Raw genomic sequence first — 19,700 nt, 5'->3', positions numbered from 1 at the left:
CCAATTAATTATTGGCTTGCCCATTTTATTATATTCAAAATATTTTTTTTGCTTTAATGAGCTAATAGTGTATTTCCTGGAGCAAACAAAATCACTTTATTATTTGTAGCTTTTAGTGTACCAAGAAAGTAACTATCGTTTACTATTTGATTCTTTTTATCAATTATATGTTCTAATGTTGAGGTTGTAACATTGAATACTTCTTGATTGTAATTTACTTTTTTGAAGCTTATTGAATTAAGAGGTTGTCCATCTTTCCCAATCATTCTCCAAGTTCCATTATTTACTTTTTCAAATTCTAAGTCTTTGGCTACATCTCCAGTGAGTGAGACTACTTTTCTGTGAGGACCGTATTTTTTCAAATAAATTTCCATCTGAAGTCTTGAAAATCTCTTTTTGATAGAAGTGTCATTTATTTTTCTTGTTAGTTCCCATACTTCTCCTGTTTTTACAAAAGCAATTCCGGCAGTATTAAAAGGAGTAACTTCATCAAACTTTTTAGAGTAAAGTGCAACTCCAGAGTGTGATGTATGTTGCATATACCCAATACCTTTAATTATACATCCAGCTGCATCACTCAAAAATAATTCTTCTCCATCAGAAAGTTTACCTAAAACTTCTCCTTTATTATTAATAATAGATGATGTATTTACAGTAGCATATTTACCTTTAAAGCTTGAAGCACTATTGTATTGAATCGGGATAATTAATTCACCTTTTTGATTTATATATCCCCATTTACTTTTGATACATACAGCAGCAATTCCATCATTAAAACTTTTAGCTATATTATAAGTTGGAGCAATAACCCATTTTCCATTTTTATTAATAAAACCATATTTACGGTCTTTTGCTGTTTTTCCATTTTTTTGAGCTACTGCTAAACCGTTTTCAAATGGTTTTATTTTTTTGAAATTAAGTTTTACTATTACTTTCCCCTTTTCATTAATTACACCTTGAAGTTTTGAACCACCTTTTTTCGAGACTATAGCATAATCGTTTCCGATAAAATGGAATTTATAGTTTGTCAATTTGGATGTATTCATTTTTTCCATCTTGTTAGGATGAGTTGTAATGGATTCGCCTTTACTTAATTCCCATTTTCCATTCTGAGTAATTGTATATTCAAGAGTTGAATCTTTTATAAATTTGATATACTGAGATTGATGGATAGGTGCTGAGTTATCATATTTAAAGGTAATGAGAGTATCTCCTTTATAATTAATTAAACCCCATTTATTATCTTTTTTTGCTACAAATTGTTTGTCATTCATTGCAAATATTTGATCATAAATTAATGGGCATACTCTTTTACCTTCATAATCTATTAGTCCTTTTTTGTTATCTAGTTGTGCAATAGCAACGCCAGAACTGTCCATCCAAACTTCTTGAAAGTTATCTGCAATAAAATCAAATTCTGGTTGAATAACTTCTTTGCCGTTATAATCAATAAAAATTTGCTTTCCTTCAATAGTTCTTGCTTTAGCTATTCCTTTATGAATAGTCCATACTTCTGGAAAACCACTACTTTGTATATATTCAGGTTGTAAAGCAATTTCTCCATTATAGTTTACAAAGCCTGAGCTATTTCTTTTTTCTATTAGAGCCAATCCTTCTTTTTCTTTCCAAGCTCTTTCAAAACCAATAATACTTGTATAGACAGGAGGGATAAGAACCGTTCCATTCTCTTTTATATACCCTACATATTTATAACCAGTTATTGTTTTTCGATCAATTGGATCGATGATTGGTTTTCGTTTGATCTTGGCAATTCCATTTTCAAATGGTTCTAAGATATTCACATTTAATTTAGGAGTAAAGTTCCATTTATTTGTTTTACTGTAACGTCCCCATTTCCCCTTTGATTTTATGTTAGCACCTGTTGCATCAATTTGAATTTCATCATAAATAGTTGGTATAATATCTTTACCAGTAATATCAATAATACCCCATTTCCCAATACTTCCTTCTCCTTTTTTAATTTTAAGCCATCCACCTTTATTATAACCAATACCATCGTATTCAATTGGTATTTGAATAGTTCCATCAGTATAAATAAGGCCAAACTTGTCAAACTTTTTAACTATTGCATACCCATTATTAAAATCAGAAGCTAAAGCATAGATAGGTTTTGTAACTATTTCAGCATTTTCATCAATAAATCCATAGAATCCATCTTTACTTTTAAAATAAGCTACATTGTCATAAAAATTACCAATAGTTTCTATAGAATAAGAGTTGGCTTCATCAGTAATTTGTCTTTTTATAGCTCCATTAATATTGATTAAATTATCCCATAATGTGTCAATACTTATTCTTGCCCAATTACTATGTGAAAAATCTTCTAAAACAATGTCTTTAAAATGATCCTTGAAGAGTATAGTACCTTTTTTTTGATCGATTAAATAATAATTGAGTGCACCATTTTTTTCTTCTCTTCTGCCAATAACAATATTTTTAGAATTGTTTTCTTTAATGTAGAAGAAGGATAAACCATTTAAGAGGACTTTTCCTGTAGGTGCAACTAGGTAATAATTATTTAAAACATTTACCCATTGAGGTGTTTTAAAGTTTCCATTCTTTACGTCTAAACATTGGTGATTTAGTATATTCTGAGTTTGAAACCTTTTGAAATCTTTTAAAGAATTAAATGTTTTTTTAGAAGTAATTGTTCCAATAGAATCAATTACAATATAATCTAATGCCGGACTATCTTTAATAGTTGCAAGGATAAGATTAGGGGCAATAATATCAATTTTTTGATAATCAGGAACAACCTGTTCTTCAAAATCATTATTTAAGAATCCTTTAAGTTTATTTTTTGATGTAATAAAAATAGAAGTCTCTGTTGAAACAATATCATCAAATTTTGGAGGTATGATTTCTTTTCCCTTGAAATCAATTATTCCTATATATCCATTAGAATAACTTTTTATTGAGTGTTTAAAAGGAGCTAAGCTGGAATAAGATTTACTTAAATGAGTATTTTTATTATCAATTAAAAAACAATCTGTAGTACTCCATCCTACAAAAATATCATCTTTTATAAATTCAACTCTATCGTATTCAATTGGTAAAATTGGTTTTCCTGTAGTATCAACAATTCCAATTTTATTTTCTTGACCTACTCTAAAATAACTACCATTAGCAAGAGGAGTAATAAACTGATACACTACCGGTATAATAATTTCTTTTCCAGAGGTTCCTCCCCATTTTCCATCTTTACAGACGGGATAAATTGTTTGAGAAAAACTGAAAAGTGGAAATATATAAAATAAGATAGTTAAGAATTTTTTTGACATAAAACTCAAATAATTTCGATGTACACAGTTATACCTTATTGGATAAAAAGGTATTTAAGATTAGTTAGTATCAATAAGTCGAAAGTCATGCCAATAAAAAAGGAATTACACTATCTAGTAATGTAATTCCTTTAATATCATTATGCTATCACTTTAAAATGCTTTTTAACAAGTTCTACTTTTTTTAAAAGCTCTTCTTTGTTATCAGCAATTATTGTAATATGCCCCATTTTTCGTTCGGGCTTTGTAATGTGTTTTTCGTAGAGATGAATGTAAACACCTGAGAGTTGAAGAATTTCATCAATTCCTTTATAAATAGCTTCTCCTGTATATCCTTTTTCTCCAAGAACATTTACCATAGCAGAAGGACTACGTCTTTTTGTATCTCCTAAAGGGAAATCTAAAATAGCTCTAACATGTTGTTCAAACTGAGAAGTAATATTACCTTCAATTGTCTGATGTCCACTGTTATGCGTTCTAGGAGCTACTTCATTTACAATAACATTACCTTCTTTATCAACAAAAAATTCAATAGCTAATAAGCCGACATAGTCTAACTTATTTAATAAATCTATAGAAATTTCTTTCGCTTTATTTTCTATCTCTTCACTGATATTAGCTGGAGAAAGTAGGTAATCTACAAGGTTACTTTCATGATAAACAATTTCCACGGCAGGGAAAGTTTTAATTTCTCCTTTAGGGCTTCTTGCTGCAATAATTGATATTTCTTTATCAATATCAACCATTTTTTCAAAAACAGATGGTCCATCAAACCCTTTAGAAAAATCGTTTTCAGTTTTCATTACCTGAACACCTCTACCATCATAACCACCTTTACCTATTTTCATTACTGCAGGTAATAGGTTTTTATGTTTTTCTAGATCTTCTTTTGAATCTACTAATACAAAAGGAGAGGTAGGGATATTATTATCAGCGTAAAACTGTTTCTGAATACGTTTATCTTGAATTAATTGAATATGATGTGGCTTAGGATAAACAGTAGTTCCTTGTTTTTCTATATCAATTAATGCATCTGCATTTACGTTTTCGATTTCGATGGTTAAAACATCAATATCTTTCGCAAAATTCATGACTGTATCATAGTCATTGAGAGAGCCTTGAACAAATTCATGCGCCATTGCTTTACATGGAGCATTTGGATCTGCATCCAATGTTTTAACATGAATATTTAGGTTCATAGAAGATTGAATCATCATTCTTCCTAATTGACCTCCACCTAAAACACCGATCTTTTTCATATTAATTTATAATTAAAAAGTCACCTCGATATAATAGTATTATTAGAGGTGACCATTTTTTTATTCTTGAAATGACTTATAAATCGAAGCCAATATCTTTACGATAATATTTCTTGTCGAACTGAACAGTTTCTGCAGCAGCAAAAGATTTAGCTAATGCTTCTTTCATTGTTGCTCCTTTACCTGTTAATGCCATTACTCTACCACCATTAGTGATTACTTCTCCAAGTTCACTAAATGTAGTACCTGCATGGAAAGGATATACATCCTCTACATTATTAACTTTAGTAATTTCTTTTCCGTTTTGATATTTTTCAGGGTAGCCACCAGAAACTAACATAACGGTACTTGTAACACAATCTTCAAATTCAATTTTGGCTTGATCAAGTTTACCTTGTCCTGCTAAATCAAGAATTTCTAGAAGGTCACTTTTTACTCTAGGAATAACTACTTCTGTTTCCGGATCACCCATTCTTGCATTGTATTCAATTACAAAAGGTTTGCCATCTACCTTAATCAATCCAAAGAAGATAAAACCAACATAATCGATGCCATCTTTAGCAAGACCATCTATTGTAGGTTTTACAATTGTTTTATCAATTTCTGCCATAAATGCAGCATCAGCAAAAGGAACCGGAGAAACAGCTCCCATTCCACCAGTATTTAAACCAGTATCACCTTCGCCAATTCTTTTGTAATCTTTTGCTTCAGGTAATGTAACATAGTTTTTACCATCAGTGATTACAAAAACAGATAATTCGATACCATCTAAAAATTGCTCAACAAGAACAGATTTTGATGCTTCACCAAATTGTCCGCTTAGCATTTCTTTAAGGCTGTTTTTAGCTTCTTCTAAAGAGTTAATGATTAAAACTCCTTTACCTGCTGCTAATCCATCTGCTTTTAAAACGTAAGGAGGCTTCTGCATTTCTAAGAATGCATATCCGCTTTCTAAAGTTTCTAATGTAAATGTTTTAGATGCACCTGCAGGAATATTATGGCGAACCATAAACTTTTTAGAATAATCTTTACTTCCTTCTAATAGTGCTCCTGCTTTTTTAGGTCCAATTACTTTAACATGAGATAATTTCTCGTTTTCTGCAAAATAATCAGCAACTCCTTCTACAAGTGGAGCTTCGGGACCAACAATTAACATGTCGATCTCTTCTTCTTGAACAAATTGTCCAAGTTTAGGGAAATCAGTAACCGAAATACTGATGTTTTGTGCGACCTCTGCAGTACCTGCGTTACCTGGTGCTGCATATAGTTTTGTTAGCTTGTCGCTTTGGGCAATTTTCCACGCTAGTGTGTGTTCTCTGCCTCCCGAGCCAAGAATGAGTACTTTCATCCTGTTCCTGTAGTTTAGTTGTATAGATTTTACTATAAAAAAATATAATCGCGAATATGCTAAAAAAAATATCTCTATGCTATTCTATGTGTATTGTTTTTCAATTAGTTGTATATTATAAGTAGTAAAAAACACTAATTTATCCATAAACTGTAACGTTGGATATATTGTTATGAATTTGAATTATTTATTACTTCGACATTAATGAAAGCTTTACTTTTTAGAAATCAATACCAATTCGCAGAAACTCTAGGTAAACTAACAATTACTGATGATAGTGGAATTGAAGTTTTTTCATGTGACACTCTAGAGTTACCATGGAAGGAAAATAAAAACCGTATCTCGTGTATTCCTGAAGGTATATATAAAGCTGTTTTTAGAGATTTTGGAGCCTATGCAAATAGAGCTTTTCATATTCAGCAAAAAAATGGAAAAGAGGTAGAAGGAAGAACTGGTATTTTAATCCATTCAGGAAACTTCTTTACGGATACTAGAGGTTGTATTCTTGTTGGTAAAGGTTATGCTGATATTGAATTAAAAACAAAGCGTAAACACATAAAAAAAGATGGCATTTTAGATATTCTTAGGTCTAGAAAGACCATGGATGAATTATTGAACTTATGTTCTGAATTCGAAATTGAAATTACATCGAAACATAAAGAAGAGAAACTGCTATTTGAAGATGACTTAACTCTTGAAGTAGAAAATATGCTTTCACCTCTAAAAGTTGGAGATCATGCATTCGTCAATGTAAAATCAAAATTAAACCTTAGAAAAGGACCATCTACTAGTGAAAGTATAATTAAAACATTAGAAGATAATGAAGAAATTATAGTAAAAGGTCTTCTAAATGAATGGGTAGAGGTACAAACAATTGGATTATCTGGATGGGTATCTGATAAATATATTACTAAAAATGGTTGTGTGGGTAAAGTGAAATTAAAAAATGGACATTTGAATATTAGAGAAAAACCCAATTTATCTTCTGAGAAATTAGTTAATAATGGATTAAATAATAATGAAACTGTTGAAATTACAGAAATAAAAGAAGGTTGGTTGAAAGTGAATTGTAGAAATGAAATTGGTTACGTTTATCAAGAATTTTTAAAAAAGTAGTATTGTGTACATCTATAATATAATAATTAAGGGAAATGTAAATAAGTTTGAATGAAAATTTGTTTAAGTGTAAAATTTATACTTGTTTAGAAATATCAACAACAAAAAATGTTGATTTACCAAGAAAATACAAACTGATTAAATCTCAGTTTTTAAAAATATTCGATTAGTTGGAAGTTTGTTTGTTAGTTTAGTTTTAGTGAAAAGAACCTGTAATTTTTACAGGTTCTTTTTTTATTTCTTAAAAAATACCGTATTTGTATAATAAGACTTTCTTGTGTATTCTTTACTACCTCATAATTTTTTATATCATGACTACCAACTTTACCTCACCTTTATTTACTGAACCAGAGCCTCAGTACCTTTCTAAAATTATAGCTTATTCTTCTGTAAAGTTTAAAGAAATAAATTTAGAGTTCATTGATTCAAATGAATTACTCTCTATTATTTATGAAAAATTTTTACAGCTACGGAAGAATAAAAAAAATATTTCTCTAGAAGAATGTATAGATAGTATTATTAAAGATGAGTTATTAAAAAGGAAGAAATAAAATAACTCCTATTTTGTATTTGTATTTAAATAGTGTGATAATTTTAAGAATGATTGATACTGCAGAATATAATTTTGGAACTAATTAGAAAAATAGATAATAGTTCACCTTATGTATTGTTTTTTGTACTTTTTAATTATTCATAATATAATGATATGAAGTAAATCATATAACAATTCTAATAAAATGTACTTTTTACGCCTCTTACTATTGTACAATTAAAATATTTACAATTATTTGCAGATGTAATCAAAACAGAACGAATTGATTACAATTTAATAATTGTTTAATACTTAAAGTAAATTGTTATGACTAATTTCTACAAAATTGCATTAGAAGGTGAATTGAAGAATTCGGATATTTTCTTTTCAGTATTTTTAAAAGTTACGAAAAAGAACAATTTATTTAAGTTCTCTATTGATGCAAAAGGAGAATTTATTTCAGCATCAGAAAGAGAAGCATTGTTGCAGTTAGGCATGTCTCAGTATACTGAAACAAGGATTTTTGAGACATTTTTAAAATTTAGAGAAGAAGGAATATCAGCAGATATTTCGGATTATATTAGTGTATTATCTGATGAGTTATCAGTAGAAGATATCCATGATACATTAGTTGAATTGTCAATAATTTCTGAGGGAGCATTTATGAAATCTGCTTCTTAGAATTAAAAATATTATAACCCAGAAATACTATTTACTATAGAATTAAAAAATTAGTTGGAAGTTTGTTTGTTAGTTTAGTTAGAAAAGAGCTCGTAATTTTTACGGGCTCTTTTTTTATTATCAATTCATATTTTGATAGATATTTATATGATGTTATTGAATGTAATCACTTTGTATATAAATATGATTAATCATATTCGTTAATATTTTATTCACAATTCGTTAACATATAGATTTTAACCAAGAAAAAATTGGATTATTTTAATGTTATGGAGTTAAATCTTGTTTAAACTTATTTAAATGTGTTGTTTGCAATGCCGTTAGATGTTGTTAACGCATAACCAAGTGTATCCATCAAATAATAACCTATATGATTATCAAATATAACTTCAAATTTCAAGATCCTAAATCAAATTCAGATTTAACAGGTGAATTAAACATCACAATGATCTCTGAAACATCTCCTGTTTATGATGTTACTTTGAATCAAGGTTCTAAAAATGTCGATTTATTAAAATTAATGAAAGACGTTTTTAAACAATATGTAGAATCAAGAGTTTATGAATTATTTTCATCAACAAGAGAAAAAGGTAATACACTAACGGAAAATGAATATATAGAAATTATAAGTAAAGAGGCTCCTGCTCCTTTAGTAAAAGAAGTAGTTGGAGATATGCATTTTGTGTCTGATAATGTAGATTATCTACAGGCATCATAAAACATTAAAATGACTTTACTAAAAAAATAAATTAGTTGAAAGTTTGTTTGTTAGTTTAGTTTAAGAAGGAAAGAGTTTCTGAATTTCGGAGGCTCTTTTTTTATTTTTTAGATAAATTGACAATACATCTCTTATATTTGTCTTTTTGTTATAAAATTTGCACAGTAGTTGCATTAGCATAAACAAGCTTTAAATATTTATTGAAGTCCTTTTCAGATGACTCATTTACTCTATAAAAAAATAAGTACCCTTCTTCTCCTATTGCTACTTTCACAAGTAGGTTGGGCACAGTATGCAAAATGGAAAGTGGGTGTTGGTTTTCAATCTGAAAATATGATTGCATCTCCTTGGAATGATGCTTTAGGACCAAATTATTCAAATTTATCTTGGGGTTGGGGATATAACCTTTCTACAGATTACCTTGTGAAAGATGGTATATCTGTAGGTTTGCGTTATGGATACTCTTCATTTTCAGCAAAAAATACTTCATCTGAGAATCAGTCAGCAGACAAAGTACAATTAGCGTTTAGCGATATTTCTATTTATGGAGATTTTTATATTTTAAAATTCTTCCGAAATGATTTCTTGCCGTATGTTCAAGAAAGCTTTTTTGTAAGAGTAGCTCCTGTATATCATGGTATGAAAGTAAAGCCTGGGAATCTTACTTTTGCAGATAGTTCGTCTATTGTTGTTCAAGATACTACTGTAAATATTAATGGAAGCTCTGGTTTTGGGCTAACTTTAGGTGTTGGGTATACTAAGTATGTAACAGATAGAATTAGTATTTCGGCAATTGCAAATATGGATTTTTCTGGAGGTCATAGTATAGAAAATCTATCATATATTAATGAGCCTTCTTATACAACTACTCCTTCGTCAACATCTGCTTTTGTTTCTAGGTTTTCTGTTGAAGCAAAAGTAGCGTATACTATTAAACAAAGAAAACCTCTTTGTCCAATAAGTAGCTGTAGCGTTCAACAAGAACATGCACATGCGATTTTAGGTGGTGCAAGAGTGAGAGGTAATACTTATAATTATCGTCAAAACCAGAAATATGGTGATGTACATAGAGGACAAGTAGAAAAATCTAAAAAGAAAAAGACTAAATCATCAAGGGAACAAGATAGAATACAGAAAAAAGAGAAACGAAATAGAAAGAGATTAAGAATTATTGGAGCTGGACACTAGAATTTTTGATTGATTTTAAATGTTATTTTAAATAGAAGTATTACCTTTGTATGATTTATTTTATCTCACCATATTATTTATAGTTATTCCTGTTCAAGAAATAACGGAATTTAAGTGGAGGGTAATTAGTTCATATTAAACATATTCATGACTATACATAAAGAAGGGCATTCGTTGTTAATCGGTTTATTGGTCGTTTTAGCAGCCCTAAACGCACCACTTTATTACTATATGCCAGAATTCGGTATTTGGCATGGCGTAGCATTAACGGTAAGTGTAATTTTATTTCTTTTAATACTTCAATTTTTCAGAAATCCAAGACGATCAATTCCTCAAGGTGACAATCTTGTTATTGCTCCTGCGGATGGAAAAGTAGTTGTAATTGAAGAAACAGAAGAGTCTGAATATTTTAACGACAAGAGAATACAGATTTCAATCTTTATGTCTCCTTTAAATGTTCATTTAAGTAAGAACCCAATTTCAGGTATTATTAAATACTTTAAATACCATCCAGGTAAATTTTTAGTAGCTTGGCATCCAAAATCTAGTACAGATAATGAAAGGACAACTTTTGTAACCGAAAACAAAAATGGTGTTCAAGTATTATATCGTCAGATTGCAGGTGCATTAGCAAGGAGAATTAGATGGTATGTAAAAGAAGGTGATAGTGTAAACCAAGGTGAAGAATTTGGTTTTATTAAATTTGGTTCTAGAATTGATATTTACCTTCCTTTAGATACAAAGATTAATGTAAATATTGAACAAAAAACACGTGGAGGCGAAACTATCATTGCAGAACTTCCAAGTCGTTAAGATATAAGATATCACTAAAAAAGGTATTCATTGTTTAAACAGTGAATACCTTTTTTTATATACTGAGAACTAATCCATCAAAAGCAGGTTTTATGTAATCAGGTAATTCCTTTTCCAGGTCACTATGAAATCCAATTTTATGTCCCATGTGGGTTAAATAAGCTGTTTTAGGTTGTAAATTATTACATAATTCAACAGCTTGATCTAATGTGAAATGAGAGATATGTTGTGTTCGTTGTAATGCATCAATTATTAATACATCAAGTCCTTTTAACTTCTCTAGTTGGTCAGTATCAATTTTATTTACGTCAGTAATGTAAGCGAACTTATTAATTTTGAAACCCATCACAGGAAGTTTATAGTGCCATACCTGTACAGGTTCAATTGTTGTTTTTCCTATATTAAAAGGTTTATTTTTTTCTATCTCATTTAGATTGACAGAGGGAACTCCAGGGTATTTATTCTCTGCAAAAATGTAACTGTATTCTTGTTTTAATTGTTCGAAAACTGAAGTAGTGCCATAAAGTTCTATTGGTTTCATATTATTTAAAAAATAGAAACCTCTAATATCATCCATTCCAGCTGTATGATCTTTATGTTGATGCGTGAAGATTAAACCATCAAGTTGTCGAATATTTTCGCGCAATACTTGTTGTCTAAAATCTGGTCCAGAATCAATAATTATACTTTGATCATCATCAGTTTTGATATGAATTGATGTACGGAGTCGTTTATCTCTATAATCCATAGATCTACAAACTTCGCAATCACAACCAATAATTGGAACGCCTTGAGATGTACCAGTTCCTAAAAAAGTAATTTCCATTTTAAATCATATTTGCTACTATATAGAAAAATCTTCTGCAGTAACAGTTTCGTAAAGTGTAATGTTTTTCTCACTAAGTTGTGATATATCAACGTCAATTTCTTTTAGGATATCAATCATGGATTGAATCTTACCTTCTTGACTATAATATTTATTTATAATAGCCACTTTAGCATTTTTAATTAGACAATATCCAGATTTAAAACTCCCTTTTTCGTACCTAAGGTTAAAATCTGTTTCTGCAAATAGATCTTCTAATTTTACTTGGAGCCCTTTAGTTGGCTTTAAGTTGGTCTTTTTAACTGACATAAAAAAAACTGAATAAGTTACATTGCAATGTAACTTATTCAGTTGAAAATTTTGGAATAGTTTAACGCTAATATTAGTTATTAGTTACTTTGTTTACAACGTTAACCAAATTATCAAAATTTAATGGCTTTGGTAGGTATTCATTAATTCCTACTGCTTTAAAGTCGTCCATGCTATAATTCTTTGCATTTCCAGTTATTGCAACAATAGGTACACTATTTTTAGATGTGTCGTCTAAAGCTCTAATTTTTTGAGCACATTCCATGCCGTCCATAACAGGCATGTTAATGTCGAGTAGAATAGCGTCAAAATCAGTTTTTTCTAATTTGTCAAGTACTTGCTGACCATTTTTAACAGAAATAATTTCGTAGTTTTGAAATTGAAGTACTTTTCTAGTGATATTTTGTATAACTGAACTATCTTCAGCTACTAGTATTTTTTTTCCCATTTGTAATTATAGTTTCAGATGGATTATAGAATTATGTAGTATAATTTAGATTTTATAGTTCATGTAAAGAACATTTAAAAAGCTACAAACTATATATCAAAAATAAAAATATTAAATGTTATAATGCATTTATTCTTGTAATTTTTTTAGACCTAAGCCATTTTAGAATGAAATATTCGATGTTGCCCTTTATTCTTATTTTACTTCTTATTTCATCAGTATTTGCACACCCTATTCATTTAAGTGTAAGTGAAGTAAATTATAATTCTGAATCAAAAAGTATTGAAGTTGCTCAAAAAGTATTTATAGATGATTTAGAAGATGGAATTGAGTTAATGGGTGGCCCTAAACTTCATTTATATACAGATAAAGAACATAAAGATAGCGATTTGTGGTTAGCTAAATATTTCCAGAAACATATCAAATTTAAAGTGAACGAGAAAGACGTAAAATTACAGTGGGTAGGTAGAGAAACTGATCCGAAACATGATATTCAAGCAATTTGGGTCTACATGGAAGTTACTAAAATTAAAAAAATTAAAACTTTAGAAGTTAAAAATACTGTTTTATTGGCAGTGCATAATGACCAAAGAAATATGGTACATTTAACTTGTAATGAAGATAAAGTGAGCTGGTTGTTTGATGAAAAAAAAATAACCGAAACAATTCAGTGGTAATCGTTGACTTATGACGGTTAAAAATTGTATATTAAATAACTAAATTAGAGAATCAAGACTGAACCTGAAAAGATACTCCTCATATTATTAGTATGAAAAGACAAACATATAAGCAAATTAGCTACTTGTTAGCACTATTGTTCATAAGTATACTTAGCCCTTTGCAATCTTTGGCAACTCACATTCGTGCAGGTGATTTAACTTTAAGAAGAACAAATGATGTTTCATTAGAATATGAAGCAACAGTAATTCTATATAGAGATGTAACTGGTGTTCAAGCTGGTGAAGGCCTAGTAGATTTTGGTGATGGAACAGAATCTGTGAGTGTATCTCCTAGATCTTTAGGTTTTACTGAAGATGGAGAGACAGAAATTATTCAATACACTACAAGACACACTTTCCCTTCTTCAGGGAAGTTTAAAGTGAGTTATTTTGAGAGGAATAGAAATCCTGGTGTAAGGAATATGGAAATTTCATCTGAAACTCCATTTTTTATTCAATCTGAATTTATGATTAACCCAGTATTAGGGTTGAATAGCTCTCCATTTTTATTGATACCGCCAGTAATTAAAGGTGCTGTTGGGCAGAGATTTATCCATAATGCTGGTGCTTATGATGTTGATGGAGATAGTTTGTCTTATAGATTAACAGTTTGTTTACAAGGTAAAGATACGCCAGTTCAAAACTATAGATTCCCAGATGATCCAAATGAAGAGTGGTCTAAATTTACTGAACAATGTGCACAACCTGCTTTGTTTTATATTGATGAAATAACAGGAGACTTAATATGGGATACACCTTTTTTACCTGGTGAATATAATGTTGCCTTTTTTGTAGAAGAATGGAGAGATGGTATTAAGATTGGTGCTGTAAATAGGGATATGCAAGTTATTATTACTGACCCATTAAACTTGAGACCAATTATTGAACCTCAAAATGATACTTGTGTTGTTGTAGGTTCTGATTTATTTAAAACAATATTGGCTTATGATCAAGATCAAGCACCTTGTTATAATCCAGATTCAACAATTGATTGGGGACCACATCCAATCGAATTGGAAATAGCACAAAAGAGTGATGAAGTAAAGATTGTTCCTTATTCAGATATGAATTTTAATGTAACAATTACTGGTTCTAATCAGCAAAATGCTACAGGACAATTTAGTTGGAGTCCAAAATGTACTGATGTAAGGCAACAACCATATAAAATTACATTTGAAGCAAAAGATAAACCTCAAGCGGGAAATACTCAATTAGGTACATTAGAAAACTGGAATGTGACTGTTATTGGAGCAGCCCCTGAAAACCTGCAGGCAACTCCATCAACTTCAGCTGAATTAGCTAAAAATGATACAAAAGTATCGCTTTCATGGGATGCTTATAATTGTTCGGGAGCAGATGAAATATATATCTATAGAAAAATAGGTTCTTTAGATTTTAATCCTGTTTGTGAAACGGGGTTGCCATCTTGGACAGGATATCAATATGTTGGTAAAGTAGATGCTACCGAAACAACTTTTACAGACAGAACTGTAAGTCAAGGTGCAAATTATTGTTATAGAATTTATGCTACTTTTTCACCTCCTGGGGGTGGAGAAAGTATAGCATCTTTAGAGGCTTGTGCTTTTATTCCTGATTCACAATATATAGTTAATGTAGATGTAGATCAAACAGGAACAGATGATGGAAGAATAAATTTGAAATGGACTGTTCCTTTAGATGTAGCAAATATAAATACGGTTACTTATAATATTTATAGAGCCGAGGGTGATGAGCTTCTTGAAGATGGCGATTATGTGAAATTAAACGGTTCGCCTCAATCAAATCAAGATACATCTTATGTTGATAACTTATTGAATACAGAAGAAACACAGTATCAATATAGAATTGAATTATTAGAAAATAATTTACCAACTGATACTACTTATATTGCAACCAATATTAGATTAAAAGCAGATGCAGGATTAGATTTTGTAGATCTTACTTGGAATGGTAACGTTCCGTGGAATTTGACTCCAGATTCTGTAATAATTGGGCCTGATACTATTGGAGTATATCATTATATATATAGAAAGATAGAAGGTGATGAACCAAGTTATTCTCTTTATGATAGTGTTTTTGTTAATCAAAATGGATTAAGATATACAGATAGAGGAAATTCTATACCTCTTGATGATAAAAAGTTGTACTCTTACTATGTTTCAACTTATGGATCTTTTGAGGTTCCTTTTTTACCAGAGCCATTGGTAAATAGAACACAAGAAATTACTGTAGAACTATTAGATACAATACCTCCTTGTCCTCCTGTTTTGACATTGAAAAATTATGAGAGTGGAGTGTTGATGGATAGTTGTGTTTCAGGACCTTCTACTGACGGAAGTTTAAGTTGTGAGAAAGATAGATTTACTGTTAAATTATCATGGTTAAATGATTTATCAGGTAGTTGTGATGATGATATTGTTAGATATAATGTTTACTTCTCACCAAGAAAAATTTCTCGAAAATCTGATTTTGGAACTCCCTATGACACTTTTGAACATCCCGCAGGAAAACCATTAACATCAACTATTCTTTATGATATGATTGATAGAGAATATGTAGCTGGTGTTTATGCAGTTACTGCAGTTGATGATTCTGGAAATGAAAGTGAATTGAGTAACATTATAGAGCAAGATAATTGTGTGTTTTATGAAATGCCAAATGCTTTTAGCCCAAATAATGATGGATTTAATGATACTTTAATACCAATGAGGTGTCCAAGATTTACAAAAAGTATCAGATTTTCTGTTATTAATAGATGGGGGCAAGTAATATATGTATATGATTCTGAAGATAACAATGGAGATATTGAAATTAATTGGGATGGTAAAGATAGAAATGGAAATGAAGTAGAACCTGGTAATTATTATTATCAAGGTGAACTCGTAAATTATAGACTGAATGAAAGTGATGAAAAGGTGAATATAAAAGGCTCTTTTGTAATATTAAGAGGTAAAGATTCGTCTACATCACAATAAAGTCGAACTGTTTATAAAATAATCCTATTTTTGTAAAAGTATCCTCAAAAGGGATACTTTTACTGTATTTAATGATTTGTGTACTTAATCAAGTATTAGTTTTGAGTAGGTAAACAAATGAAATTTTCTGGATCAGAAACTATGAATTTAAAAGTAATCATTAGTGGCGGCGGAACGGGTGGTCATATATATCCTGCAATTGCAATAGCGAATGCAATTAAAGAAATCAATAATGAAATAGAAATATTATTTGTTGGTGCAGAAGGGAGAATGGAAATGGAAAAAGTTCCAGAAGCTGGTTACAAAATAATAGGGTTGCCAATTAGTGGTATTCAACGTAGACTGACACTAGAAAATTTATCGTTTCCAATTAAACTTATTAAGAGTTTATTAAAAGCAGGATCGATTGTCAGTGATTTTAAACCAAATGCTGTTGTAGGTGTTGGAGGTTACGCAAGTGGTCCAATTATGTGGAGAGCACAGTCGCGTAGAGTTCCAACCATTATTCAAGAACAGAATGGATACGCTGGTTTAACAAATAAAATATTGGGTGGGCGAGCAAGTAAAATATGTGTTGCTTATCCAGATATGGAATATTATTTCCCTAAAGATTTAATTGAATTTACAGGAAATCCTGTAAGACAAGATATTACAGATCTAGCAGACAAAAAAGAAGAAGGTCTTAAGCAATGGGGATTTTCTAATGATAGAAAGGTGGCTTTTATATTTGGAGGTAGTTTAGGTGCTCTTACTTTAAACGAAAGTATGGCAAATGGAGTACAAAAACTACTAGATCAAAATATTCAAGTAATTTGGCAAACTGGAAAATACTATTTTGAAAAGTATAATCAGTTATTTGGAAATAGAGAGAAAGAAGGTCTACATGTTGTTCCTTTTGTAAAGGACATGGCGAGTGTGTATGCAATCTCAGATATTGTAGTAGCAAGAGCAGGAGCTTTATCTATTTCAGAATTGTGTTTAGCAGGTTTACCAACTATTTTGGTGCCTTCTCCAAACGTTGCTGAAGATCATCAAACTAAAAATGCAAATGCATTAGTAAATGTAGATGCAGCAGTTCTTGTAAAAGATATTGAAGCAAGAGAAATATTGATTAATGAGATACTATCTTTAGCTAATGATGATGCTAAAAGAAACGAATTGAGTACTCAGATTCTGAAATTAGCAAAGCCAAATGCAGCAAAAGATATCGCTCAAAATATTATTTCTGCTGCAGAAGCACATTACAAACGAATGAACTAAAAGAACTATAAAATGTTACCTGCTTATATATATTTTTTAGGAATTGGAGGGATTGGAATGAGCGCTTTAGCTCGTTGGTTTAATGCAAATGGGACAAAAGTAGTTGGATACGATAAAACACCAACTGATTTAACTGCTCAGTTACAAGAAGAAGGTATAGAAATAATTTTTGATGATGCTGTTGAGGCTTTACCAAAAGAACTACTAACATTACCAAAAAATGATGTTCTAGTAGTTTTTACTCCAGCTATACCTAAAATACATAGAGGAATGAACTTTTTGAGAGAAGAGGGATTTACTATTAAAAAACGTGCAGAAGTGTTAGGTATAATAACTTCTACAAGTTTTACAATTGGTATTGCAGGTACGCATGGTAAAACAACAACTTCATCTATGTTATCACATCTTTTAGAAGCAAACAATAGAAATTGTTCAGCTTTTCTTGGTGGTATTTCTACTAATTATGGTACAAATATGCTATTGGGAGATAGTAAAAAGGATGATCATATTGTAGTTGTAGAAGCAGATGAATTTGACCGTTCTTTTCTCCAATTATCTCCGAATATTATTGGAGTGACAAGTTGTGAGGCAGATCATTTAGATATTTATGGAGATGAAGAAGCTGTATTTTCATCATTCCAGGAGTTTATTAATAAACTTCCGGAAAATGGTAAACTCTATTTAGAAAATAGTATTTCTAAGCTGAGAGGACAAAATCCTTCAAATTCAAAAAAATATGGTATAAATAAAGGAGATATTTATGCAGAAAATTTAAGAGTTGAAAATGCTAAGTTTTATTTTGATGCAAACTTTGGAGATGGTAGAACTATTTTAAATATAGGACTACAAATGCCCGGTTTTCATAATGTTGAAAATGCATTATTAGCAATGTCTATTGCGTTAGAAGTTGGGCTATCTGAAATAGAAATAAAACAAGCAATTGAATCATATAAAGGAGTAAAGAGACGTTTTGAAAAATGGGTAGAAACGAAAGATAAAGTTTATGTAGATGATTATGCACATCATCCTACAGAAATTACTACCTTTATAAAGTCTTTAAAGGCATTATATCCTAAAGATAAAATTACTGTAATTTTTCAACCTCATTTATATTCTCGTACAGCTGATTTTGCAGATGAATTTGGCGAAAGCTTATCATTGGCAGATGAAGTATGGCTTTTACCTTTATACCCTGCTAGAGAAGAATTTGTTGAAGGTGTAAACTCTGAAATGCTTTTAGGCAAGATTACACATGATAATAAACGAATTGTCTTGGATGATGATTTGATAAATCAAGTAAAACGACTAGACAACCGAGTTGTAGCAACTGTTGGAGCTGGTAATATTGATCGTTTTATAAAAGAAATAGCTTCAATTTACTCTTAATATGGAGAAAAATAAATTTTACAAACAATTTCAATCCCAAAAAGGCATAACAGGAGTTGTAGTTTTATTAGTAATAATAGCTTTTACAATTCTTTATACCATTGCCAATAAGAATAAATTTAATAACACCGGAGAAGTTGTTATTAACGTAACGAATTATGATGCACCTAGATTTGTAGAAGATACAGAAATTAAGGATGCAATTTCTAAAATGAATTTGGATAGAAAAGAGATTGATGCAATTTCTATTAAGGATATTGAACAGTCGTTAAATGATATTCAGTTTGTAAGAAAAGCGGAGGTTTCTAAAGATCTTAAAGATAATTTAGTAATCGATATTGAACAAGATAGACCTATAGCTAGAGTGGTTTCAGCTTCTGGGAAATCAACATACATTAATAAAGAAGGAAAACTGATAGGATTATCTAAAAAGTATGCAGCGAGAGTTGTTTTGATAACTGGTAGAGGTGCAGATAGATTATTAGATGAAAAATATTGGAAAGAGACCGTGTATGGTCGAAATTTATTGTATTTTGTAAATAAGTTGGCAAACGATAGATTTTGGAATGCACAGATTACTCAATTGGATTTACAACCTGATATGACAATTACAGCATTTCCTCAGATAGGGAAAGAAAGAATTGAATTTGGGTACCCAATTGATTTTAATCAGAAATTGGGTAAGTTAAAAGTTTATTACAATACAATCGTTTCCTCAAAAGGATGGAATGTATACAATAAAATTAAATTACAGTATGAAGGTCAAATAGTTTGTAATTAAGTAAAAATCAATTTGATTTATTTGCTTTTTTGATAACAT

At 30.2% G+C, this 19,700-nt stretch carries 17 protein-coding genes; 11 read left to right on the top strand and 6 right to left on the bottom strand.

Annotated elements, in window-relative coordinates; translation table 11 throughout:
- Nucleotides 1-53: 53 nt before the first annotated feature.
- The 3 genes from KM029_RS08355 to purD all read right to left on the bottom strand — a co-directional run bounded on the left by KM029_RS08355 (nucleotide 54) and on the right by purD (nucleotide 5,909).
- On the bottom strand, nucleotides 54-3,302 hold the full coding sequence (locus KM029_RS08355) for a WG repeat-containing protein (RefSeq protein WP_144072852.1): 3,249 nt from the start codon (nucleotides 3,300-3,302) through the stop codon (nucleotides 54-56).
- 140 nt (nucleotides 3,303-3,442) lie between these two features.
- Nucleotides 3,443-4,561: a 5-(carboxyamino)imidazole ribonucleotide synthase gene (locus tag KM029_RS08350; protein WP_144072851.1), complete on the bottom strand. Its 1,119-nt coding sequence runs from the start codon at nucleotides 4,559-4,561 to the stop codon at nucleotides 3,443-3,445.
- Between the two features lie 76 nt (nucleotides 4,562-4,637).
- On the bottom strand, nucleotides 4,638-5,909 hold the full coding sequence (gene purD, locus KM029_RS08345) for a phosphoribosylamine--glycine ligase (RefSeq protein WP_144072850.1): 1,272 nt from the start codon (nucleotides 5,907-5,909) through the stop codon (nucleotides 4,638-4,640).
- 204 nt (nucleotides 5,910-6,113) lie between these two features.
- Between purD and KM029_RS08340 the strand changes: the two genes are divergently transcribed.
- The 6 genes from KM029_RS08340 (at nucleotide 6,114) to KM029_RS08315 (ending at nucleotide 10,957) form a co-directional block, all read left to right on the top strand.
- On the top strand, nucleotides 6,114-7,025 hold the full coding sequence (locus tag KM029_RS08340; protein ID WP_144072849.1) for a DUF5675 family protein: 912 nt from the start codon (nucleotides 6,114-6,116) through the stop codon (nucleotides 7,023-7,025).
- Between the two features lie 311 nt (nucleotides 7,026-7,336).
- Nucleotides 7,337-7,576, top strand: a complete 240-nt coding sequence (locus KM029_RS08335) for a hypothetical protein (protein WP_144072848.1) — start codon at nucleotides 7,337-7,339, stop codon at nucleotides 7,574-7,576.
- Nucleotides 7,577-7,884: 308 nt separating this feature from the next.
- Nucleotides 7,885-8,238: a hypothetical protein gene (locus tag KM029_RS08330; RefSeq protein WP_144072847.1), complete on the top strand. Its 354-nt coding sequence runs from the start codon at nucleotides 7,885-7,887 to the stop codon at nucleotides 8,236-8,238.
- A 370-nt stretch (nucleotides 8,239-8,608) separates the two neighbouring features.
- On the top strand, nucleotides 8,609-8,956 hold the full coding sequence (locus KM029_RS08325) for a hypothetical protein (protein WP_144072846.1): 348 nt from the start codon (nucleotides 8,609-8,611) through the stop codon (nucleotides 8,954-8,956).
- 216 nt (nucleotides 8,957-9,172) lie between these two features.
- Nucleotides 9,173-10,144, top strand: a complete 972-nt coding sequence (locus tag KM029_RS08320; RefSeq protein WP_144072845.1) for a hypothetical protein — start codon at nucleotides 9,173-9,175, stop codon at nucleotides 10,142-10,144.
- Nucleotides 10,145-10,291: 147 nt separating this feature from the next.
- Nucleotides 10,292-10,957, top strand: coding sequence for a phosphatidylserine decarboxylase family protein (locus KM029_RS08315; RefSeq protein WP_144072844.1), 666 nt, complete (start codon nucleotides 10,292-10,294; stop codon nucleotides 10,955-10,957).
- Between the two features lie 55 nt (nucleotides 10,958-11,012).
- On the opposite strand, the gene KM029_RS08310 is transcribed toward KM029_RS08315, so the two are convergent.
- From KM029_RS08310 to KM029_RS08300, 3 genes are all read right to left on the bottom strand, one after another.
- On the bottom strand, nucleotides 11,013-11,783 hold the full coding sequence (locus KM029_RS08310; protein ID WP_144072843.1) for an MBL fold metallo-hydrolase: 771 nt from the start codon (nucleotides 11,781-11,783) through the stop codon (nucleotides 11,013-11,015).
- 18 nt (nucleotides 11,784-11,801) lie between these two features.
- Complete coding sequence (locus KM029_RS08305) at nucleotides 11,802-12,092, bottom strand: hypothetical protein (protein ID WP_144072842.1); 291 nt, start codon at nucleotides 12,090-12,092, stop codon at nucleotides 11,802-11,804.
- A 73-nt stretch (nucleotides 12,093-12,165) separates the two neighbouring features.
- Nucleotides 12,166-12,540 carry a response regulator gene (locus KM029_RS08300; RefSeq protein WP_144072841.1) on the bottom strand — a complete coding sequence of 125 codons (375 nt, stop codon included), beginning with the start codon at nucleotides 12,538-12,540 and terminating at the stop codon, nucleotides 12,166-12,168.
- A gap of 167 nt (nucleotides 12,541-12,707) precedes the next feature.
- On the opposite strand from KM029_RS08300, the gene KM029_RS08295 reads away from it, so the two are divergent.
- The 5 genes from KM029_RS08295 to KM029_RS08275 all read left to right on the top strand — a co-directional run bounded on the left by KM029_RS08295 (nucleotide 12,708) and on the right by KM029_RS08275 (nucleotide 19,661).
- Complete coding sequence (locus tag KM029_RS08295) at nucleotides 12,708-13,217, top strand: DUF6702 family protein (protein WP_144072840.1); 510 nt, start codon at nucleotides 12,708-12,710, stop codon at nucleotides 13,215-13,217.
- A 92-nt stretch (nucleotides 13,218-13,309) separates the two neighbouring features.
- Entirely contained in the window at nucleotides 13,310-16,234 is a 2,925-nt protein-coding gene (locus KM029_RS08290; RefSeq protein ID WP_144072839.1) for a T9SS type B sorting domain-containing protein, read from the top strand.
- Nucleotides 16,235-16,375: 141 nt separating this feature from the next.
- Entirely contained in the window at nucleotides 16,376-17,494 is a 1,119-nt protein-coding gene (gene murG / locus KM029_RS08285) for an undecaprenyldiphospho-muramoylpentapeptide beta-N-acetylglucosaminyltransferase (protein WP_144072838.1), read from the top strand.
- Between the two features lie 12 nt (nucleotides 17,495-17,506).
- Nucleotides 17,507-18,880, top strand: a complete 1,374-nt coding sequence (gene murC, locus KM029_RS08280) for a UDP-N-acetylmuramate--L-alanine ligase (protein WP_144072837.1) — start codon at nucleotides 17,507-17,509, stop codon at nucleotides 18,878-18,880.
- Nucleotide 18,881: 1 nt separating this feature from the next.
- On the top strand, nucleotides 18,882-19,661 hold the full coding sequence (locus KM029_RS08275; RefSeq protein WP_144072836.1) for a cell division protein FtsQ/DivIB: 780 nt from the start codon (nucleotides 18,882-18,884) through the stop codon (nucleotides 19,659-19,661).
- Nucleotides 19,662-19,700 lie beyond the last annotated feature (39 nt).

The sequence above is a fragment of the Flammeovirga kamogawensis genome, assembly GCF_018736065.1.
Classification (GTDB): domain Bacteria; phylum Bacteroidota; class Bacteroidia; order Cytophagales; family Flammeovirgaceae; genus Flammeovirga; species Flammeovirga kamogawensis.
This window is presented reverse-complemented; position numbering and strand designations above follow the sequence as displayed.